15 protein-coding genes and 1 pseudogene are annotated in these 17,890 nt (G+C 74.2%); 10 read left to right on the top strand and 6 right to left on the bottom strand.

The genetic code is table 11. The annotated features are described in order from the left end of the window. Nucleotides 1-17: 17 nt before the first annotated feature. Entirely contained in the window at nucleotides 18-521 is a 504-nt protein-coding gene (locus LIX60_RS29790) for a metallophosphoesterase (RefSeq protein WP_227962972.1), read from the top strand. Between the two features lie 106 nt (nucleotides 522-627). Here the strand turns inward: LIX60_RS29790 and LIX60_RS29785 are convergent, their stop codons facing one another. Then, nucleotides 628-822: a hypothetical protein gene (locus LIX60_RS29785; protein WP_227962358.1), complete on the bottom strand. Its 195-nt coding sequence runs from the start codon at nucleotides 820-822 to the stop codon at nucleotides 628-630. A gap of 300 nt (nucleotides 823-1,122) precedes the next feature. On the opposite strand from LIX60_RS29785, the gene LIX60_RS29780 reads away from it, so the two are divergent. Genes LIX60_RS29780 through LIX60_RS29770 form a run of 3 tightly spaced genes read left to right on the top strand, consistent with a single transcriptional unit; the run spans nucleotide 1,123 to nucleotide 5,507 of the window. After that, entirely contained in the window at nucleotides 1,123-3,609 is a 2,487-nt protein-coding gene (locus tag LIX60_RS29780; protein WP_227962356.1) for a molybdopterin oxidoreductase family protein, read from the top strand. 8 nt (nucleotides 3,610-3,617) lie between these two features. After that, on the top strand, nucleotides 3,618-4,121 hold the full coding sequence (locus tag LIX60_RS29775) for a hypothetical protein (RefSeq protein ID WP_227962354.1): 504 nt from the start codon (nucleotides 3,618-3,620) through the stop codon (nucleotides 4,119-4,121). Nucleotides 4,122-4,169: 48 nt separating this feature from the next. Beyond that, complete coding sequence (locus LIX60_RS29770; RefSeq protein ID WP_227962352.1) at nucleotides 4,170-5,507, top strand: PP2C family protein-serine/threonine phosphatase; 1,338 nt, start codon at nucleotides 4,170-4,172, stop codon at nucleotides 5,505-5,507. Between the two features lie 32 nt (nucleotides 5,508-5,539). Here LIX60_RS29770 and LIX60_RS29765 read toward each other — a convergent pair whose 3' ends face one another. Next, complete coding sequence (locus LIX60_RS29765) at nucleotides 5,540-7,195, bottom strand: FAD-binding dehydrogenase (RefSeq protein WP_019708445.1); 1,656 nt, start codon at nucleotides 7,193-7,195, stop codon at nucleotides 5,540-5,542. Nucleotides 7,196-7,472: 277 nt separating this feature from the next. Here LIX60_RS29765 and LIX60_RS29760 point away from each other — a divergent pair, with 277 nt between their 5' ends. After that, nucleotides 7,473-8,672, top strand: coding sequence for an alpha-hydroxy-acid oxidizing protein (locus tag LIX60_RS29760; protein ID WP_227962350.1), 1,200 nt, complete (start codon nucleotides 7,473-7,475; stop codon nucleotides 8,670-8,672). A gap of 87 nt (nucleotides 8,673-8,759) precedes the next feature. Here LIX60_RS29760 and LIX60_RS29755 read toward each other — a convergent pair whose 3' ends face one another. From LIX60_RS29755 to LIX60_RS29745, 3 genes are all read right to left on the bottom strand, one after another. Next, nucleotides 8,760-9,413: a phosphoribosyltransferase gene (locus LIX60_RS29755; RefSeq protein WP_227962348.1), complete on the bottom strand. Its 654-nt coding sequence runs from the start codon at nucleotides 9,411-9,413 to the stop codon at nucleotides 8,760-8,762. Between the two features lie 72 nt (nucleotides 9,414-9,485). Beyond that, a complete protein-coding gene (locus tag LIX60_RS29750; RefSeq protein WP_227962346.1) occupies nucleotides 9,486-10,832 on the bottom strand; it encodes an erythromycin esterase family protein in 1,347 nt (448 codons plus the stop codon). Then, on the bottom strand, nucleotides 10,829-11,506 hold the full coding sequence (locus LIX60_RS29745; RefSeq protein ID WP_227962344.1) for a dienelactone hydrolase family protein: 678 nt from the start codon (nucleotides 11,504-11,506) through the stop codon (nucleotides 10,829-10,831). The genes LIX60_RS29750 and LIX60_RS29745 overlap by 4 nt, the downstream gene beginning before the upstream one ends. Nucleotides 11,507-11,918: 412 nt before the next feature. Here LIX60_RS29745 and LIX60_RS29740 point away from each other — a divergent pair, with 412 nt between their 5' ends. Beyond that, entirely contained in the window at nucleotides 11,919-12,443 is a 525-nt protein-coding gene (locus LIX60_RS29740) for a hypothetical protein (protein WP_227962341.1), read from the top strand. Between the two features lie 290 nt (nucleotides 12,444-12,733). On the opposite strand, the gene LIX60_RS29735 is transcribed toward LIX60_RS29740, so the two are convergent. Next, nucleotides 12,734-13,237, bottom strand: coding sequence for a hypothetical protein (locus tag LIX60_RS29735; RefSeq protein WP_019708450.1), 504 nt, complete (start codon nucleotides 13,235-13,237; stop codon nucleotides 12,734-12,736). A 270-nt stretch (nucleotides 13,238-13,507) separates the two neighbouring features. Here LIX60_RS29735 and ctaD point away from each other — a divergent pair, with 270 nt between their 5' ends. From ctaD to LIX60_RS31995, 4 genes and pseudogenes are all read left to right on the top strand, one after another. Further along, entirely contained in the window at nucleotides 13,508-15,238 is a 1,731-nt protein-coding gene (ctaD, locus tag LIX60_RS29730) for a cytochrome c oxidase subunit I (protein WP_374118000.1), read from the top strand. Further along, entirely contained in the window at nucleotides 15,235-15,621 is a 387-nt protein-coding gene (locus LIX60_RS29725) for a cytochrome c oxidase subunit 4 (RefSeq protein ID WP_227962339.1), read from the top strand. Before ctaD ends, LIX60_RS29725 begins: the two co-directional genes overlap by 4 nt. Before the next feature lie 44 nt (nucleotides 15,622-15,665). Next, a complete protein-coding gene (locus tag LIX60_RS29720; RefSeq protein ID WP_227962338.1) occupies nucleotides 15,666-17,240 on the top strand; it encodes a ubiquinol-cytochrome c reductase cytochrome b subunit in 1,575 nt (524 codons plus the stop codon). A gap of 202 nt (nucleotides 17,241-17,442) precedes the next feature. Then, a pseudogene (locus tag LIX60_RS31995) lies at nucleotides 17,443-17,757 on the top strand (SDR family NAD(P)-dependent oxidoreductase); the annotation flags it as partial. Nucleotides 17,758-17,890 lie beyond the last annotated feature (133 nt).

Raw genomic sequence — 17,890 nt, 5'->3', positions numbered from 1 at the left:
CGGCGGGCGGCGGCCCCCTGCGGCTGCTCCTGATGTCGGACACCCATCTCCCCCAGCGGGCGAAAGAACTGCCGGCCCGGCTCCTGGAACTGGTGCCCGGGGCCGATGTCGTGATCCACGCCGGGGACTGGGTGGACACGGCCACCCTGGACCTCCTGGAGTCCCGGGCCCGCCGGCTGGTCGGCGTGTACGGGAACAACGACGGCCCGGAGCTGCGCGCCCGGCTGCCCGAGGTGGCCCGCGCCGAGCTGGGCGGCCTGCGTTTCGGCGTCGTCCACGAGACCGGGGCGGCGCGGGGCCGGGAGGAACGCTGCGCCCGGCGCTTCCCCGATCTGGATGTCCTGGTCTTCGGCCACAGCCACATCCCGTGGGACACCGAGGCGCCCGGCGGGCTGCGGCTGCTGAACCCCGACTCGCCGACCGACCGCCGCCGGCAGCCGCACTGCACGTTCATGACGGCCGAGGCCGGGGAGGGCCGGCTCACCGGCGTACGGCTGCACCGCCTGCCGCCCCGGCGCTGAGGCCACGCGCCCACGGTCACCCGGTCGGACGGCGGGCCCGGCCGGTCCGCTGCCGGACCCGGCGGCGCGGCCGCGGGGACGGCCCGCCGCCGCGCCGGCGGTACGGTCACCGGTGCGGGTCCCCCGGGTCCCGCTGGGCCTCGACGTTGGTGGTCAGCGCGTCGCCGCTCTCGCCGTCGCGCCCGGCGGCGTCCTGGTCGGGCACCACTTCTCTCTGGGCCCGCAGGATCTCCGCCTCGACCTCCTCGGCCGCCGTGCCGGGCTTGTGATCCGGCTCCTGCCGCTCGTTCCGTTCCGTCATGGCGGGCTCCTTCCGTGTCGTGGGGTGCCGCGGGGCGGACCGGGTCCCGGCCCGCCGCCGGGCGGTCTCCGCTGCGCCTGCTCGCCACGCCGGGGGATATTCCCGCGCCCCCGGCGGCTCGCGGGCCGTCGCCACTGTCCGCCGGCCGGGGCATCGGCCGGGTGAACAGGCGTGGCAGGGCCGGGCGCGGACGGCGGTGCGGCTAGCGTCGGTCCGTCCCCCGGAGATCGCGGCCCCGGAAAACCCGGAAGACGCAGCCCTGAGAACAGCCGCCCGTACCACAGCTGACAGGAGCGTTCCGTGACCGACCGCACCGTCGACATCTGGGGAGCACGCACCCCGTTCGGTGCCGGAGAGCGCTGGCCCGAGCGCGTGGACCGCCATCTGACCGTGGACGAGGCGGAGGTCCACGCCTGGTCCCCCTCGGTCTGCGTCCTCTGCTCCAATGGCTGCGGCCTGGACATCGCCGTCTCGCACGACGGCCGGATGGTGGGCGTCCGGGGGCGCGCCGGTGACCGCGTCAGCCACGGCCGGCTGGGGCCCAAGGGGCTGTACGGCTGGCAGGCCGTCAACTCCCCCGACCGGCTCACCCGTCCTCTGGTCCGGGTCGCCGGCCGGCTGGAGCCCGCCGACTGGGACACCGCCCTGCGGGCCGTCACCGACCGCTCCCGGCAGGTGCTCGCCGAGCACGGGCCGCTGGCGATGGCCTTCTACACGTCCGGACAGCTGTTCGCCGAGGAGTACTACGCGCAGACCGTCATCGCCCGCGGCGGCATCGGCACCCCCCATCTCGACGGCAATACGCGGCTGTGCACCGCCACCGCCGAGTGGGCGCTGATCGAGAGCTTCGGCAGCGACGGCGACCCCGGCTCGTACACCGACGTCGACCTGTGCGACACCCTCTTCCTGGTCGGGCACAACACCGCCGAGACGCAGACCGTGCTCTGGTCCCGGGTGCTCGACCGGCTGCACGGCCCGGACCGCCCCCGGCTGGTGGTCGCCGACCCCCGGCTCACCCCGACCGCCCGCGAGGCCGACGTCCATCTGGCACTCCGTCCGGGCACCAATGTGGCGCTGCTCAGCGCACTGCTCCACGAGATCGTCGGACACGGGCGGCTGGACCGGGAGTTCGTCGCCGCGCACACCACCGGCTACGAGGAGCTCGCCGCCGCCGTCGCGGACTGGTCCCCCGAGCGGGCGGCCGGGATCTGCGGCGTGCCGGCCGAGGACATCCGCGCCGCCGCCCGGATCCTCGGCACCGGCGAGCGGCTGGTGTCCACGGTGCTGCAGGGCGTCTACCAGTCCCACCAGGCGACCGCCGCCGCCGTGCAGGTGAACAACCTGCATCTGCTGCGCGGGATGATCGGCCGCCCCGGGTGCACCGTCTTCCAGATGAACGGCCAGCCCACCGCCCAGAACACCCGCGAGACCGGCGCCAACGGCGCCCTGCCGGCCTTCCGCAACTGGCAGAACGAGGCCCATGTCCGCGAGATCGCCGAGGCGTGGAACGTCGAGCCGCTCCGCATCCCGCACTGGGCACCGCCCACCCCCGCCATGGAGATCTTCCGGTACTGCGAGGAGGGCTCGGTGAAGTTCCTCTGGGTGACCGGCACCAACCCGGCGGTCTCCCTCCCCGAGCTGCGCCGCATCCGCTCGGTGCTCGGCCGGGACGGGCTGTTCCTCGTCGTCTCCGACGCCTTCCGCACCGAGACCACCGAACTCGCCGACGTCGTGCTGCCCGCCGCCCTGTGGGGCGAGAAGACGGGCTGCTGCACCAACGCCGACCGGACGGTCCATCTCTCCGAGAAGGCCGTCGAACCGCCCGGCGAGGCCCGCTCCGACTTCGACATCCTGCTGGAGTACGCGCGCCGGATGGACCTGCGCGACAAGGACGGCGGCCCGCTGCTCACCTGGCGGAGCCCGGAGGACGCCTGGCGGGCTTTCACCGCCCTCACCCGCGGCCGGCCCTGCGACCAGAGCGCGCTGACGTACGAGCGGCTGCGCGGCTCCGGCGGCGTCCAGTGGCCCTGCACCCCCGGGGCGCCGGACGGCACCGAGCGCCTCTACACCGACCACGTCTTCCCCACCCGCGCCGGCCAGTGCGAGGACTACGGGCACGACCTCACCACCGGCGCCCAGTACGGGGCGGGCGAGTACCGTGCCCACGACCCGGCCGGACGGGCCCGGCTGCGGCCCGCCGCGTACCTCCCGCCGCACGAACCGGTGGACGAGACCTATCCGCTGCAGCTCACCACCGGCCGCACCGTGCACCACTGGCACACCCGTACCAGGACCGGCCGCGCGCCCGAGCTGCGGCGGGCCGCCCCCGACATCTGGGTGCAGCTCTCCGCCGAGGACGCCGGGGAGCTGGGCATCGCCGACGGCGACCTGGTGCGCGTGGTGTCCCGGCGCGGGGAGATCGAGGCGCCCGCGGTGTGCCGCGGCACCCGGCGGGGGGTCGTCTTCGCCCCGTTCCACTACGGCTACTGGGACCAGACCGAGCCCGGCCGGCACACCCGCGCCGCCAACGAGACCACCCGGACCGAGTGGGACCCGGTGTCCAAACAACCGCTCTACAAGTACAGCGCGGTGAGGGTGCAGAAGATCTCCTCGGCGGCGACCGCGCTCGCCCACGGGCTGGCCGACTCCGACCGGCAGACCGACGCCCCACCGCCCGGCACCCTGACCGCGGAGCCCGGCGCCCCCGCCGGGGAGACCCGGGACACCACGGGCACGGGGAGCACGGCGGCGGGGAGCACCGCGGCCGGGCCGGCGGGGAAGGGCTGAGGACCACCATGACCAGGACCGGAACCGGAACCCTCCTCGCCGAACTGCACGAGGCCGAGGAGGCGCTGGCCCGGGAGTTCCACCGGGTCGCCGAGCGCCAGGCCGCCGACCACGGCACCCACTACCCCTGCCTCACCCTGGCCGCGCAGTGCGAGGAGCACGCCGCGCGGCTGCGGACCGCCGCCGGACGCCACGGACGGGACCTCTCCGAGCCCCGCCACAGCGAGCCCCTGTCGCATCTCCTGGACGCCGTGCGGCGGAAGTCCTCCGAGCGGCGGGGCCACCACACCTCCGCCGGGCAGCTCCTCCTGCGCGATCTGCGCCATCTCCTCCTCGCCGCCCAGGAGGTGAGCCTCCTGTGGCTGCTGCTCGGCCAGGTCGCGCGGGCCGTCCGCGACCAGGAGCTGCTGGACGACGCGGAGGAGCTGCACCCCGAGACCCTCGGCCAGATCGGCTGGCTGACGACGCGGCTGAAGAACACCGCCCCCCAGGTCCTGGCCACGGCCGACTGAATCACGCGGACGGAAAGCACGGTGCCGAAGAGCGACAGTCCGGGCCCCATGACGGTGTCCCCCTGGCAGCCGGCGTCCACCCTGCGGCGGGACGCCCTGCTCGAGACGCCCGTACTGCTGCTGATGGTCTTCCTGGCCTCCCTCGTCCTCTTCACCGTCGGCCGTCTGGTGGAGGACGAAGGGCGCGTGGTGTCGCTCATGGCCTTCCTGCCGCCCATCGTGGCGGTCATCGGATCCGTCCGGCAGACCGTGCTCACCGCCGTGTGGAGCACCGCCACGCTGTTCGTCGTACTGTTCGGTATCCGCCTGGACATCGGGGAGGTCATTCCGCCGACCTTCGCCACCGCCCTGATGAGCGCCCTGAGCATCGGCGCCTGCCGGTACCGCATCCACCGCAACGCGGAGGTCAGCCGGCTCCGCTCGGCGGCGGCCGCGCTCCAGCGGCAGTTGCTGCGCCCCCTGCCCTTCCGCACCCCCGAAGTGATCATCGACGGCCTCTACCAGCCGGTCGAGGAGGACAGCATGGTGGGCGGTGACATCTACGAGATCGCGATGTCGCCCTATGGCACCCGGGTGCTGATCGCGGATGTGCAGGGCAAGGGGCTGCCCGCCATCGGCACCGCGTTCTCCGTCCTCGGCGCCTTCCGCGAGGCCGCGCAGCGGGAGCCCGGCCTGCTGGGGGTCGTGGACGCCCTGGAGTCCGCCGTCGAACGGCACAACAGCTTCGCCAGCCGGACCGGCGAGCCGGAGCGCTTCGTGACCGCGCTGGTCCTCACCTTCGACGAACGGTCGTGCGGTCTCGTCGTCAACTGCGGGCATCTCCTGCCGTGCCTGGTCTGTGAGGACCCGGAGAAGAGCGGTCCCGTGCCGCTGGCGGACCCCGGGGTGCCGCTGGGGCTCATCGGCCTCTCCCCGGAGCCGCGCCGCATCGAGGAGTTCGACCTGCCGGAGGGCAATACGCTGCTGCTCTTCACCGACGGGGTGACGGACGCCCGTGACCCCTTCGGGGTCTTCTACCCGTTGCGGGAGCGGCTGCGCGAGTGGTCCGGCATCCCGGCCTCCGAACTGGCCGCGACGATCTCCGCGGACCTCCAGCGGTTCACCGGGAACAACCAGCGGGACGACATCGCCCTGCTGGCCCTGCACCGCGTCCCCGCCGCCGTCCCCGGGAGCGAGGGGGACGGCCGGGGCCCCGGCACCGCCGCCGGGGTCGGGGGCGGGGAGCCCGGCCCGGACGGGGAGGCCGGTGCCTCCCCGCGCTTCACCACCGGCGGCGTCCCCGGCGGCACCGACGGCACCGGACCCGACGGCCCGTGCGACGGTGCGGACCGCGGCCGCGCCGGCGCCACCGAGCACACCGAGCACACCGACCGCACGGGCGCCTGACGGCCGGCCGGCGGGCCCGGCCGCCGGCCGCCTCAGCCGGTCTCCCGCGCCGCCTCCCGCCCGGCGGTGCGGCCGGAGAAGAGACAGCCGCCGAGGAAGGTCCCCTCCAGCGAGCGGTAGCCGTGCATCCCGCCGCCGCCGAAGCCCGCCGCCTCACCGGCCGCGTACAGCCCGGCCACCGGCTCGCCCATCCCGCCGAGAACCCGGCTGCTCAGATCGGTGTGCAGGCCGCCGAGGGTCTTGCGGGTGAGGATGCGCAGCCGCACGGCGATCAGCGGGCCCGCCGCGGGGTCGAGGAGACGGTGCGGCGCGACGGTGCGGATGAGTTTGTCGCCGAGGTAGCGGCGCGCCCCATGGATGGCGGTGACCTGGAGGTCCTTGGTGAACGGGTTGGCGATCTCCCGGTCCCGGGCGGTGATCTCGCGGCGCAGCTCCATCTCGTCGATGAGCGGCTGCCCGGCGAGCCGGTTCATGCCGCGCACCAGCGCCGCGAGGTCCCGTTCGACGACGAAGTCGGCGCCGCGGTCCATGAACCGCTTCACCGGCCGCGGCACATCGGTGCGGGCCCGTCCGAGGACGTCGCGGACGCTCTTGCCCGTGAGGTCGGGGTTCTGTTCGGAGCCGGAGAGGGCGAACTCCTTGCCGATGATCCGCTTGTTGAGGAGGAACCAGGTGTAGTCGTAGCCGCTCCGCATGATGTGTTCGAGCGTGCCGAGGGTGTCGAAGCCGGGGAAGAGCGGCACCGGCAGCCGCCGTCCGAGGGCGTCCAGCCAGAGCGAGGAGGGGCCGGGCAGGATGCGGATGCCGTGCCGCGCCCAGACGGGGTTCCAGTTCTCGATGCCCTCGGTGTAGTGCCACATCCGGTCGCGGTTGATCAGGCTGCCGCCGGCCCGTTCGGTGATCTCCAGCATCCGGCCGTCGACGTGCGCGGGGACGCCGGAGAGCATCCGCTCGGGCGGGGTGCCGAGCCGCTGCGGCCAGTTGCGGCGGACGAGTTCGTGGTTGCCGCCGATCCCGCCGGACGCCACCACGACCGCCCCGGCCCGCAGGTCGAACTCGCGCACGGCGGTACGGGAGCTGGCCTGCCCGCGCTCGGCGACGCTGGGCGCCAGCAGCGTGCCGCGGACGCCGTCCACGCGCCCGTCCGTGACGGTGAGTTCGTCCACCCGGTGCCGGAAGCGCAGCTCGACCAGGCCGCGGTCCGCCGCCTCCCGGACCCGCCGCTCGAACGGCTCGACGAGCCCGGGGCCGGTGCCCCAGGTGATGTGGAAGCGCGGTACGGAGTTGCCGTGGCCCCGGGCGTCGTAGCCGCCGCGCTCGGCCCAGCCGACCACGGGGAAGAACCGGACGCCCATGCCGTGCAGCCAGGACCGCTTCTCCCCGGCGGCGAAGTCGACGTACGCCTCGGCCCAGCGGCGCGGCCAGTGGTCCTCGGGCCGGTCGAAGCCGGCCGTGCCGAGCCAGTCCTGCCAGGCCAGGTCGCGGCTGTCGCGGATCCGCAGCCGCCGCTGCTCGGGCGAGCCGACGAGGAACAGTCCGCCGAAGGACCAGTGCGCCTGGCCGCCGAGCGACGCCTCCGGCTCCTGGTCCAGAAGGATCACGCGGCGGCCCGCGTCCGCCAGCTCGGCGGTGGCGGCCAGCCCGGCCAGTCCCGCTCCCACCACGATCACATCGGCGTCGTACGCCACTGCGGCCCACCTTCCGCGCTGCCCTCGGTACGGCGCGGGACCTCTCGCGGTCGCGCGCCGTCTGCTTCCCCCCGGTGCCCTCCGCGGCCGCCCTGGTCGGGCGGGCGTGCCGCCGGAGTGCGGACCGTTCTATCAGCCCTGGTCCGGCGTGGGAATGGCGGGGGCCACCGGGTTCTCCCGCCGGGGCACCGTCCGGTCGGTACGGTGTCTCCCCAGCCGAACACCAGCCGCTCACCGGCCGCTCATCCGGCCGGTCGCAGGAAAGGGACGCCCGGACATGAGCCAGGAACGCCCGCGGGACCTCGCGCACACGCAGACCGCCTTCGCCTCCTACCAGGACGAGATCTATCTGAACGGCCTGCTGACGGGCGAACCGCCCCGCTTCCCCACCGGTGCGGCGGCCGTGGAGGCGGCGGCCCGCGAGCGGATGACCGCCGAGGCGTACGGCTATGTGGCCGGGGGCGCGGGCGGCGAGGCGACCATACGTGCCAACCGGGCCGCCTTCGAACGGCGCACGATCGTGCCGCGCATGCTGCGCGACGTCGGCGTACGCGATCTGTCGTGTTCGCTGCTGGGGACGGATCTCCCGGCGCCCGTGCTGCTGGCGCCGGTCGGGGTGCTGGCGATCGCGCATCCGGACGCCGAGCCGGCGGTGGCCCGGGCCGCGGCCGGGCTGGGGCTGCCCATGGTGCTGAGCACCGCCTCGTCCGTCCCGCTGGAGGAGGCCGCGGAGGCGTCCGGGGACGGGCCGCGCTGGTTCCAGCTGTACTGGCCGAAGGACCGCGAGGTGACGCTCAGCCTGCTGCGGCGGGCCCGCGCCGCCGGCTACACCACGCTCGTCCTGACCCTGGACACCTGGCTGCTGGGCTGGCGCCCGCGCGATCTGGACCGGGCGTATCTGCCGTTCCTCCAGCGGATCGGGATCGCCAACTACCTCAGCGACCCGGCGTTCCTCGCCGGACTGACCACACCGCCGGAGGAGGACCCGCTGGCGGCGGTGGCGCACTGGGCGGGGATGTTCGCCGATCCCACCAAGACCTGGGAGGACCTGGCGTTCCTGCGGGCGCACTGGGACGGGCCGATCGTGCTCAAGGGGGTGCAGCACCCGGACGACGCGCGCCGCGCCCGGGACGCGGGCATGGACGGGGTGGTCGTCTCGAACCACGGCGGCCGGCAGGTGGACGGGGCGGCCGGGTCGCTGGACGTGCTGCCGTCGGTCGCCGGGGCGGTCGGCGACGACCTCGCGGTGCTCTTCGACAGCGGGGTGCGCGGCGGCGCCGACATCCTCAAGGCGCTCGCGCTGGGCGCCCGGGCCGTGCTGGTGGGCCGGCCGTATGTGTACGGGCTGGCGCTGGGCGGCGAGGAGGGCGTCCGGCACGTGCTGCGCTGCCTGCTGGCGGAACTGGACCTCTCGCTGGCGCTCACCGGCCATGCCCGGCTCGCCGAGCTGGGGCCGGGCGTCCTGGGCACGGACTGACCGCTGTACGGGCGGGGCGGGCCGCCGGGCGCGGGCCCGGCGCGGGACCCCGCGCCCACCGGCTCCGGCCCCGGCCGGCCCCGGCCGTCAGCGGGTGGTCAGGGACTCCCGCAGGATGGTCACGACCTCGTCGTCGCGGGTCTGCGCGAAGTCGTCGTAGAACTGCCCGACGGCCTGGAAGTACGGCGGCTGCCACATGCACACCACGTCGTCCGCCTCCCGGCTCAGCGCGGCGACCGCCTGCGGCGAGCCGACCGGCACGGCGAGGACCAGCCGCGCCGGGCCCCTGCGGCGTACGGCGCGGAGCGCGACCCGCGCGGTGCTGCCCGTGGCGAGCCCGTCGTCGACGACGACCGCCGTGCGGCCGGCCAGGTCCGCCGGGGGGCGGCCCTCGCGGTAGAGGTGCTCGCGGCGCCGGATCTCCCGGCGTTCCTCCTCGACGCGGGGGGCGAGCCGCTCGGGGGTCAGTTCGAGCATCTCCAGCGTCTGCCCGTCGTACCAGGGCTCGTCCTCCCCCGCGACGGCCCCGACGGCGAACTCGGGGTTGAACGGGGCGCCGATCTTGCGGACGACGACGACGTCCAGGGGCGCGTGGAGCTCCCGGGCGACCTCGTCGGCGACCGGCAGGCCGCCGCGCGGCAGGGCGAGGACCACCGGCTTCTCCAGCAGGCCCGCGCGCCCGCGCTGTACGAGTTCTCCGGCCAGTTCGCGCCCGGCCGACCTGCGGTCGTGGTAGTTCATGATCGCTTTCCTTCCGGTTCTCCGGCGCCGGCCGGTGCCCGGCGGTGGTGCCGGGCGGTGGTGCCGGGCGTGTCAGAAGCCCGTGGGGTACGTCTCCTCCTCGCCCCGGCCCGGGCCGTCCGGGTGGAGCGGGGTGAGGGCCTCGGTGTGGTCCAGGTGGAGAAAGGCGTCGTAGCGGCCGGCCAGGACGGTCGGCACATAGGTACCGTCCCGGCGGCCGGGGTCGTGGACGACGCCGATGGCGCGGTGGTCCAGCGGCCGGCGCTGCCAGCCGCCGGCCCCGGCGCCGTCCTCCCCGCCGGCGGGGGCGCGGTCCCCGAGGAGGAAGAGCGCGGCGGGCTCCGGCAGCGCCCGGTGCATCAGATCTTCCACGCTGCCCTCGCGGGCGGGCGGCACCCGCAGGACCCGCGGGGTGTCCTCCCAGGACCCGGCGGCGATCACCGTGCCCTCGTAGGAGCCGAAACCGGCGAGGACGACCCCGTCCGCGGCGTGCCGCTCCCGCAGCAGCTGCCCGACGCTGACCATCCCGGCACGAGCCATGTCCGTGGCGCGGGCGTCTCCGACGTGCGTGTTGTGCTCCCAGACCACGGCCCGGGAGTCCGGCCCGTGGTGCTCCGCGAGCCGGTCGAGGGTGTCGGTCATGTGGCGGTCGCGGACGTTCCACGCCTCAGGGCCGCCGCGCACCATCTCCCGGTAGTAGCGCTCCGCGCCCGCCAGCACCTCGGCGTTCTGCCGGGCGGCGAAGTCCGCGAACTCCCCGCCCCCGGCGGCCGTTCCCGCGGCCCGGTTCCGCATCAGGGCCAGCAGGGAGACCACCTCTTGTTCGCAGCCGCCCGGGACCAGCCGGGTCGCCCGGGCGTAGGCCTGCGGGTCCCCGCCGTACGGCTCGAAGCACCGCTCGGCGGCGCGGGCGTGCCGGGCCGACCCGGGGTCGTGGCGGCGCAGGTGGTCGTGCACCGCGCGGAGCGAGTCCCAGAGGCTGTACACGTCCAGGCCGAAGAAGCCCGCGCGTTGGCCCGGGGGCCGTCCCAGGTTGTGCGCCCGCAGCCACCGGGCGAAGTCGAGCACGTCGGTGTTGGCCCACATCCACCGGGGCCAGCGGTGGAAGGACAGCAGGACCTCCGCCGGGTCGCCCGGCGCGCCGGGCGCGCCGGTGACGCAGTGGTGCAGGGCCGCGCAGTCGGGCCAGTCGCCCTCGACGGCCACGAAGGAGAAACCGCGCTCGGCGATGAGACGGCGGGTCAGCTCCGCCCGCCACCGGTAGAAGCCGGAGGTGCCGTGCGAGGCCTCGCCGACGGCGACGAAGCGGGCGTCGCCGATCCGGTCCAGCAGCGGGTCGAGCGAGGCGGGCCCGGTGAGCGGCAGCGCGTCCGCCCGCACCGCGCGCTCGTCCTCCGTCCGGAGACCGGTGGCCGTCACGGGCCGGCTCCGGCGGTCGTCGGGCGCTTGCCGGCCACCGTGCGGACGAACCACTCCTGCGCGGCCGCGGCGGCCTGCTCCAGCGTCCCCGGTTCCTCGAAGAGGTGGGTGGCGCCCGGGACGACGTGCACGGTGTTCGGCCCGCCGAGCCGCTCGGCGGCGTCCCGGTTCATGCGCAGCACCTCGTGGTCCTCGCCGCCGACGACGAGCAGGACGGGCGCCTGGACCCGGGGCAGCGCGGGGCCCGCGAGGTCGGGGCGGCCACCGCGCGAGACCACGGCCCGTACCCGGTCCGGCCGCTCGGCAGCGGCGATCAGCGCCGCGGCGGCGCCGGTGCTCGCACCGAAGAGGCCGACGGGGAGCCCGGCCGTGCCCGGGTGCCGTCCGAGCCAGTCGACCGCGGCGACCAGCCGCCGCCCCAGCAGGGGGATGTCGAAGCGGAGTTCGGCGGTGACGGCGTCCACCCGGTCCTCCTCCTCGGTGAGGAGGTCGAACAGGAGGGTGGTCAGGCCCGCCTGCTGGAGGACGCGCGCCACCTCCTGGTTGCGCGGACTGTGCCGCGAGCTGCCGCTGCCGTGCGCGAACGCCACGACCCCGTGGGTCGGGTCCGGGGAGACGAGGTCGCCCCGGAGGTCCACCTCTCCGGCGTCGATGAGAACGGTGTCGAAGACCATCGGCCCTCCTCCTGCTGGTTCCGGGGTTCCGGGCCGCCGGGACGGTGACCCTGCGCCACCCGTGCGCGGGGTACCCGCGCCCGATGCCGGTATGCGCCCCGCGCGGGGCCGCCCGGGCGGCCCCGCGCGGCCCCGCGCCGGCTCGGCTCGCCCCGCCCCCCGACTCGGCCCGGCCGCCGGTGCCGTCCGGCCCCGTCCGTCCCTCCCCGGTCACCCGTCCGCAAGCCGTCCCGAAGCACGGCCGGCCCGGCCCCGTACGAGACGGGACGGGGGTGATGAGCGTCATGTTCGTCCGGCCGGGGCGGCGGCTACCCTGAGGGACCGGCGGCGTCCGGGACCACCGCCCGTCACGGCGGGGCCGCCCGGCGCGCCCCCGGCGCCCTGCCCCGCGGACCGAAAGCGCGGATGCCCCATGCCCGCCGGCCTCTCCTCCGTCATAGCGGCCACCACCCGGTGGCTCACCCGCTCCTATCCCGCGGCGGGCGGCGCCCTCAACGCCGCGTACGCCGAGATCCAGGCCCGCCAGGCCGTCTCGGTGGCCGCCATGCTGCGCTATCCGACCGAACTCGACGCCGGACTGCTCGTCCTCACGGGCCCCGGCGGCTCCGGCCGCCTGGACCGGCTCACCGGGGCGGACGCCGCGGAGCCGGATCCGGAGGACCATGCCTGGCGCACCTGGGTCGACGAGGTGCTCGCGAGCTGGGCCGCGTGTCTGCTGACCGACCCGGCCCTGGCCGGGGCGGCGGTGGCCGCCGTGGCGGAGGGGGAGCACCCGTCCGGATTCCCGTACCGCTTCCGGCGGCTGACCGAGCCCGACGACGGCGACCGGCGGGCCGCCCCGCTGCTGCGCCACCCGGACCTGCTGGAACCGGTCGCCCTTCTGCACCGGGCCCCGCTCCTGGAGCGCCTCCACGACGGGCTGGCCGAGGCGGCCTGACCACGCCCGGCGGGCGGGCCCCGGGAGCTCCCGCCCCGGCGGCCGGGGCGCCTCGGGGGCCCGGCACCCGGGTCGCCGCCGAGAAGGCCGTGCTCCGGCTCCTGGCCACCGGGCGTCCGCCGGAGGGCTGCCCGCCGCGCGGCAAGCCGCACCCGTCCACGGCCCGTACACCGGTGCGGCACAGCGGCACAGCGGCACAGCGGCACAGCGGCACCTCGGCACCTCGGTATACGGGCGGCGGTTCTCCGGCCGTGCCGCCCCGGGCCCGTGGGACCCGGGGCGACGGCGGCTCAGCCGCCGGGCCTGACCTCGTACAGCGGGCCCAGATCGGTCCTGCCGGTGTCGGGGACCTGGCGGGCCAGCCGGTGGGTGGTCACCAGGTCGTGCATCAGGACCCGGGCCTTGTCGTGGGACATCCGGGCGATCCGCGCGATCTCGTCCAGCGCGACCCCGCCCTCGTGGGCCTCCTCGGCCTCCACCAGGGCGCGGAAGAGCACCTCGTGATCATCCGTGTACGGCGGCCGGCCCCGGCCCGCGAAAGCGGACTCGGTCTTCTCCGGCCCGGACGGTTCACCGGCGGCCTCGGCCTGCTCGCCCTGCCACCGCTGCTTGCCCTTGTGCGGGGTGGCCAGCCGCTCCTCGTGCGTACGGGTGGACCGGTCCGTGAGGTGGGTCCGCTGCTTGGAGGCCCCGGTCGTCGCGCCCCAGGCACTGGGGGACTCCCCCGCCCGGTGCGCCGCGCGCCCGGCGGCCCGCCGCTGTTCCTCGTCGCCCTCGACCTTCTTGCGCACCATGCGAAAGCCTCCTCGCGCCGATAGGGAAGGTGACACGCGGACCGGGTACCCGGCGGCGCGCCGTGAAACAGCCCGGTACGGCGCCGCCGCGGTTCCGCCGCCCGGCGCCCCGGCCCCGGCAGCGGAGGGACGTAACGGCCATATCGGGGGCCCCGGGCGGGATCGCCGTGTCCCCCCGGGGTTTCCGGGCATACATGACTCCGCTCCGGGCACCGGGCACCAAGGCGGCCGGGCGAGGCTAGGGAGGAACGGGTGGAGGAACGTCAGCGGGTGCCGCGGGAAGGCCGCTGGGAGGGGCACGGGGACACGGACCCCGCACCTTCGACGGAACGGCGGGTGAGCACCGGCCGGAGGGTGCTCGGCTGGCTCACCACCACGGACCACAAGGTGATCGGGAACCTGTACCTGGTCACCTCGTTCGGCTTCTTCCTGGCCGCCGGGGCGATGGCGATGCTGATGCGCGCGGAGCTGATGCGGCCCGGGATGCAGCTCATGACGCCGTTTCAGTACAACCAGCTGTTCACGATCCACGGCACGATCATGATGCTGCTCTTCGCGACGCCGACCTTCGCCGGTTTCGCCAATGCCGTCATGCCGCTGCAGATCGGCGCCCCGGATGTGGCGTTCCCCCGGCTCAACGCCTTCACCTACTGGGTGTTCCTCTTCGGCGGGCTGACCGTGGTCGCCGGGTTCCTCACCTCCGAGGGCGCGGCGCCCTTCGGCTGGTTCTCCTACACACCGCTGAGCCGGGCCGAGTACTCCCCGGGGGCGGGCGGGGACCTGTGGGTCATGGGGCTGATCGTGGCCGGTCTCAGCACCATCCTGGGCGCCGTCAACTTCATCACCACGATCATCACGCTCCGCGCGCCGGGCATGACGCTGTTCCGGATGCCGCTCTTCACCTGGAACGTCCTGTTCACCTCGATCCTGGTGCTGCTGGCCTTCCCCGTGCTCACCGCCGCGCTCTTCGGGCTGGCCGCGGACCGCATGTTCGGGGCGCACATCTTCGACCCGGCCAACGGCGGGGCGCTGCTGTGGCAGCACCTCTTCTGGTTCTTCGGCCACCCCGAGGTCTACATCGTGGCGCTGCCGTTCTTCGGGGTGATCACCGAGATCATCCCGGTCTTCAGCCGGAAGCCGATCTTCGGCTATCTCGGGCTCATCGGCGCCACGATGGCCATCACCGGCCTCTCCGCGACTGTGTGGGCGCATCACATGTTCGCCACCGGCGGGGTGCTGCTGCCGTTCTTCTCGCTGATGTCCTTCCTCATCGCGGTGCCGACCGGCGTGAAGTTCTTCAACTGGATCGGCACCATGTGGAAGGGCTCGCTGTCCTTCGAAACACCGATGCTGTGGTCGATCGGCTTCCTGGTGAGCTTCCTGCTGGGCGGCCTCACGGGGGTGCTGATCGCCTCGCCGCCACTGGACTTCCACCTCACCGACACCTACTTCATCGTCGCCCATCTGCACTATGTCCTCTTCAGCACCATCGTCTTCGCGACCTTCGCCGGCTTCTACTTCTGGTGGCCGAAGATGACCGGCCGGATGCTCGACGAACGGCTCGGGAAGATCCACTTCTGGACGCTCTTCGTGGGCTTCCACGGCACCTTCCTCGTCCACCACTGGCTGGGGCAGCAGGGGATGCCCCGCCGCTACGCCGACTATCTGGCGGCGGACGGGTTCACCGCGCTCAACACGGTCTCCTCGCTCAGCTCGTTCCTGCTCGGCCTCTCCACGCTGCCGTTCCTCTACAACATCTGGAAGACCACCCAGTACGGCGAGAAGGTCACCACGGACGACCCCTGGGGCTGGGGCCGTTCCCTGGAGTGGGCGACGAGCTGCCCGCCGCCCCGGCACAACTTCCACGCCCTCCCCCGGATCAGGTCCGAGTCCCCCGCGTTCGACCTGCACCATCCGCGGACGTCGGGGGTGGGCCACCGTCCGCCGACCGCGTCCGGCGACCACCCGGCGGAGCGGCCGGAGAGAGGAGACCGGCGATGAGGGCGGAGGCCCTGGTCTTCACCGGTGTGGCCGCCTTCTTCGGCGTCGTCACCACGGTCTACGTCATCTGGGGGTCCGTGGAACCGGCCGGCACGGCGGTCCTGCTGATCTCCTTCCTGATGGCCTCGCTCGTCTCCCTCTTCCTCTGGATCCAGTACCGGCAGCGCGGCACACGACCGCAGGACCGCAGGCGGGCGGCGGTCCACGAGTCGGCCGGCCCCCTGGCGTTCTTCTCCCCCCGCAGCTACTACCCGGTGCTCACCGCCGCCGGCGCGGCACTGCTGGGCGTCGGCGTCGTCTACGGTCTGTGGCTCTTCCTGGTGGGCGTCGGGGTCCTGATCCCCGGCGTCGCCGGGTTCGTCTTCCAGCACAACGACCGCTGACACCGCACCCGCCACGGCAGAGGACAGGAAGAGGAGAGAAACGGATGCTCTTTCCGCGGAAGAAGGCCGGGCTCAAGGCCAGGGCCGGAACCGCCGCCGAGACCGGCTTCACCGCGCTCGACCACCGCCTGCCCCTCGCGGAGGGGGGATCGCTGCTGCGCAAGGCGTTCCCCGAGCACTGGTCGTACTTCCTCGGCGAACTCGCGCTCTACAGCCTGGTGGTGCTGGTCCTGACCGGGTCCTATCTGACCCTCTTCTTCGATCCGGAGATGACGGAGGTCCGTTACACCGGGTCCTACGAGCCTCTTCAGGGCACCCTGATGTCCGGGGCCTACGCCTCCACGCTCGACATCAGCTTCGACATCCGCGGCGGGCTGCTGATCCGGCAGATCCACCACTGGGCGGCGCTGGTCTTCGTGGCCGCCATCGGCCTGCACATGCTGCGCGTCTTCTTCACCGGCGCCTTCCGCAAGCCGCGGGAGGTCAACTGGGTCATCGGGGTGACGCTGTTCCTGCTGGCGGTCGTGGAGGGCTTCGCCGGCTACTCGCTCCCCGACGACCTCCTGTCGGGCACCGGGCTGCGGGTGGTGCAGAGCCTGCTGCTGTCGATCCCGGTGGCCGGCACCTACCTCAGCTTCTTCCTCTTCGGCGGCGAGTATCCCGGGACGGAGATCATCCCCCGGCTCTACATCGGCCACGTCCTGTTCATCCCCGCCCTGCTCATCGCCCTGGTGGTGATCCATCTGATCCTGGTGGTGTACCTCAAGCACACCCAGTGGGGCGGCCCGGGCAGGACCAACCGGAACGTCGTCGGCAAGCCGTCCTTCCCCCAGTTCGCCACCACCTCCACCGGCCTGGCGCTGGCGGTCTCCGGCATCCTGACGCTCCTGGGCGGACTGGCGCAGATCAACCCGGTGTGGAACTACGGCCCGTACCGGCCCGACCAGGTGAGCATGGCCTCCCAGCCGGACTGGTACGTCGGTTTCCTCGAGGGCGCGCTGCGGCTGATGCCGCCGTTCGAGACGACGCTGTGGGGCCACACCCTCATGTGGAACGTCCTGGTGCCCACCGCCATTCTCCCCGGGCTGCTCTTCCTCGTCCTGTATCTCTATCCGTTCCTGGAGAAGTGGGTGACCGGTGACTCCGCCGAGCACCATCTCTGCGACCGGCCCCGCGACCGGCCCACCCGGACCGGTCTGGGCGCCGCCGGGATCACCTTCTACGCCGTCCTGCTGATGGCGGGCGGCAACGACGTCATCTCCCTCACCCTGGGTATCCCGCTCAACTGGCTCACCTGGATCTTCCGCTTCGCCCTCGTGCTGCTTCCGGTACTCGTCTTCATGCTGACCAAGCGGCTCTGCCTGGGGCTGCAGGACCACGACACCGAACTGCTGGAGGAGGGCGAGGAGACCGGCGAGGTGCGGCAGAGCGTGGAGGGCGGGCTCGCCGAGGGGACGGAACCGCTCTCCCCGGAGCGGCGCTACACCCTGCTGATGAACCGCCGGCGCGTCCCGCGGCCACTGCGGCTGACACCGCCGGAGGACGGCGGCCTCCCCTCCCGCCGCAGCCGGCTGAGGGTGGCCCTGAGCCGCTGGTTCCACCGCGACCGGGCCCGCTGAATCCCGTGCGGCAACGAGAGGAGAAGCCCGTGGCAGAGAACACCCACCGCCCGGTGGCCGTGGTCACCGGGGGCACCGCCGGCGTCGGCCGGGCCACGGTCCGCCAACTGGCCGCCGGCGGCTACGACGTCGCCGTGCTGGCCCGGGGCCGGGCCGGTCTGGAGGGAGCCGCCGGCGACGTCCGGGCCGCAGGGCGCTCGCCGTGCCGGCGGACGTGGCCGACGCGGAGGCGGTGGAGGAGGCCGCCGACCGGGTGGAACGCGAGCTGGGGCCGGTCGCCGTCTGGGCCAACGCGGCCTTCAGCGGCTTCCTCGCCCGGTTCCTCGACGTCTCCGACGAGGAGTTCCGGCGCGTGACCGATGTGACCTACCACGGCCAGGTCAACGGCACCCGGGCCGCGCTGCGGAGGATGTGCCCGCGCGACAGCGGCGTGGTCGTCAACGTCGGCTCCGCCATGAGCGCGCGCAGCATTCCGCTGCAGAGCTCGTACTGCGGGGCCAAGCACGCCATCGTGGGGTTCAGCGAGTCGGTGCGCACGGAGCTGCGGGCGGACGGCAGCCGGGTGCGGGTGTGCACGGTGCCCGCCGCACGGCGGCGTGAGGCGGCGGCGGGGGGGGACCGGCCGCCGCCCCGGGGCCGGTCCGGGAGAC

The organism is Streptomyces sp. S07_1.15 (genome assembly GCF_020739505.1).
GTDB lineage: Bacteria > Actinomycetota > Actinomycetes > Streptomycetales > Streptomycetaceae > Streptomyces > Streptomyces xinghaiensis.
Note: the sequence above shows the minus strand (reverse complement) of the source record. Positions and strands in the feature narration are given on the sequence as shown.

What these genes read in the sequence shown, in the direction of transcription:
- LIX60_RS29785 (WP_227962358.1), bottom strand. Translation starts at nt 822, where the DNA reads ATGACGGAACGGAACGAGCGGCAGGAGCCGGATCACAAGCCCGGCACG.
- LIX60_RS29775 (WP_227962354.1), top strand. Translation starts at nt 3,618, where the DNA reads ATGACCAGGACCGGAACCGGAACCCTCCTCGCCGAACTGCACGAGGCC.
- LIX60_RS29770 (WP_227962352.1), top strand. Translation starts at nt 4,170, where the DNA reads ATGACGGTGTCCCCCTGGCAGCCGGCGTCCACCCTGCGGCGGGACGCC.
- LIX60_RS29760 (WP_227962350.1), top strand. Translation starts at nt 7,473, where the DNA reads ATGAGCCAGGAACGCCCGCGGGACCTCGCGCACACGCAGACCGCCTTC.
- LIX60_RS29755 (WP_227962348.1), bottom strand. Translation starts at nt 9,413, where the DNA reads ATGAACTACCACGACCGCAGGTCGGCCGGGCGCGAACTGGCCGGAGAA.
- LIX60_RS29745 (WP_227962344.1), bottom strand. Translation starts at nt 11,506, where the DNA reads ATGGTCTTCGACACCGTTCTCATCGACGCCGGAGAGGTGGACCTCCGG.
- LIX60_RS29740 (WP_227962341.1), top strand. Translation starts at nt 11,919, where the DNA reads ATGCCCGCCGGCCTCTCCTCCGTCATAGCGGCCACCACCCGGTGGCTC.
- LIX60_RS29735 (WP_019708450.1), bottom strand. Translation starts at nt 13,237, where the DNA reads ATGGTGCGCAAGAAGGTCGAGGGCGACGAGGAACAGCGGCGGGCCGCC.
- LIX60_RS29725 (WP_227962339.1), top strand. Translation starts at nt 15,235, where the DNA reads ATGAGGGCGGAGGCCCTGGTCTTCACCGGTGTGGCCGCCTTCTTCGGC.
- LIX60_RS29720 (WP_227962338.1), top strand. Translation starts at nt 15,666, where the DNA reads ATGCTCTTTCCGCGGAAGAAGGCCGGGCTCAAGGCCAGGGCCGGAACC.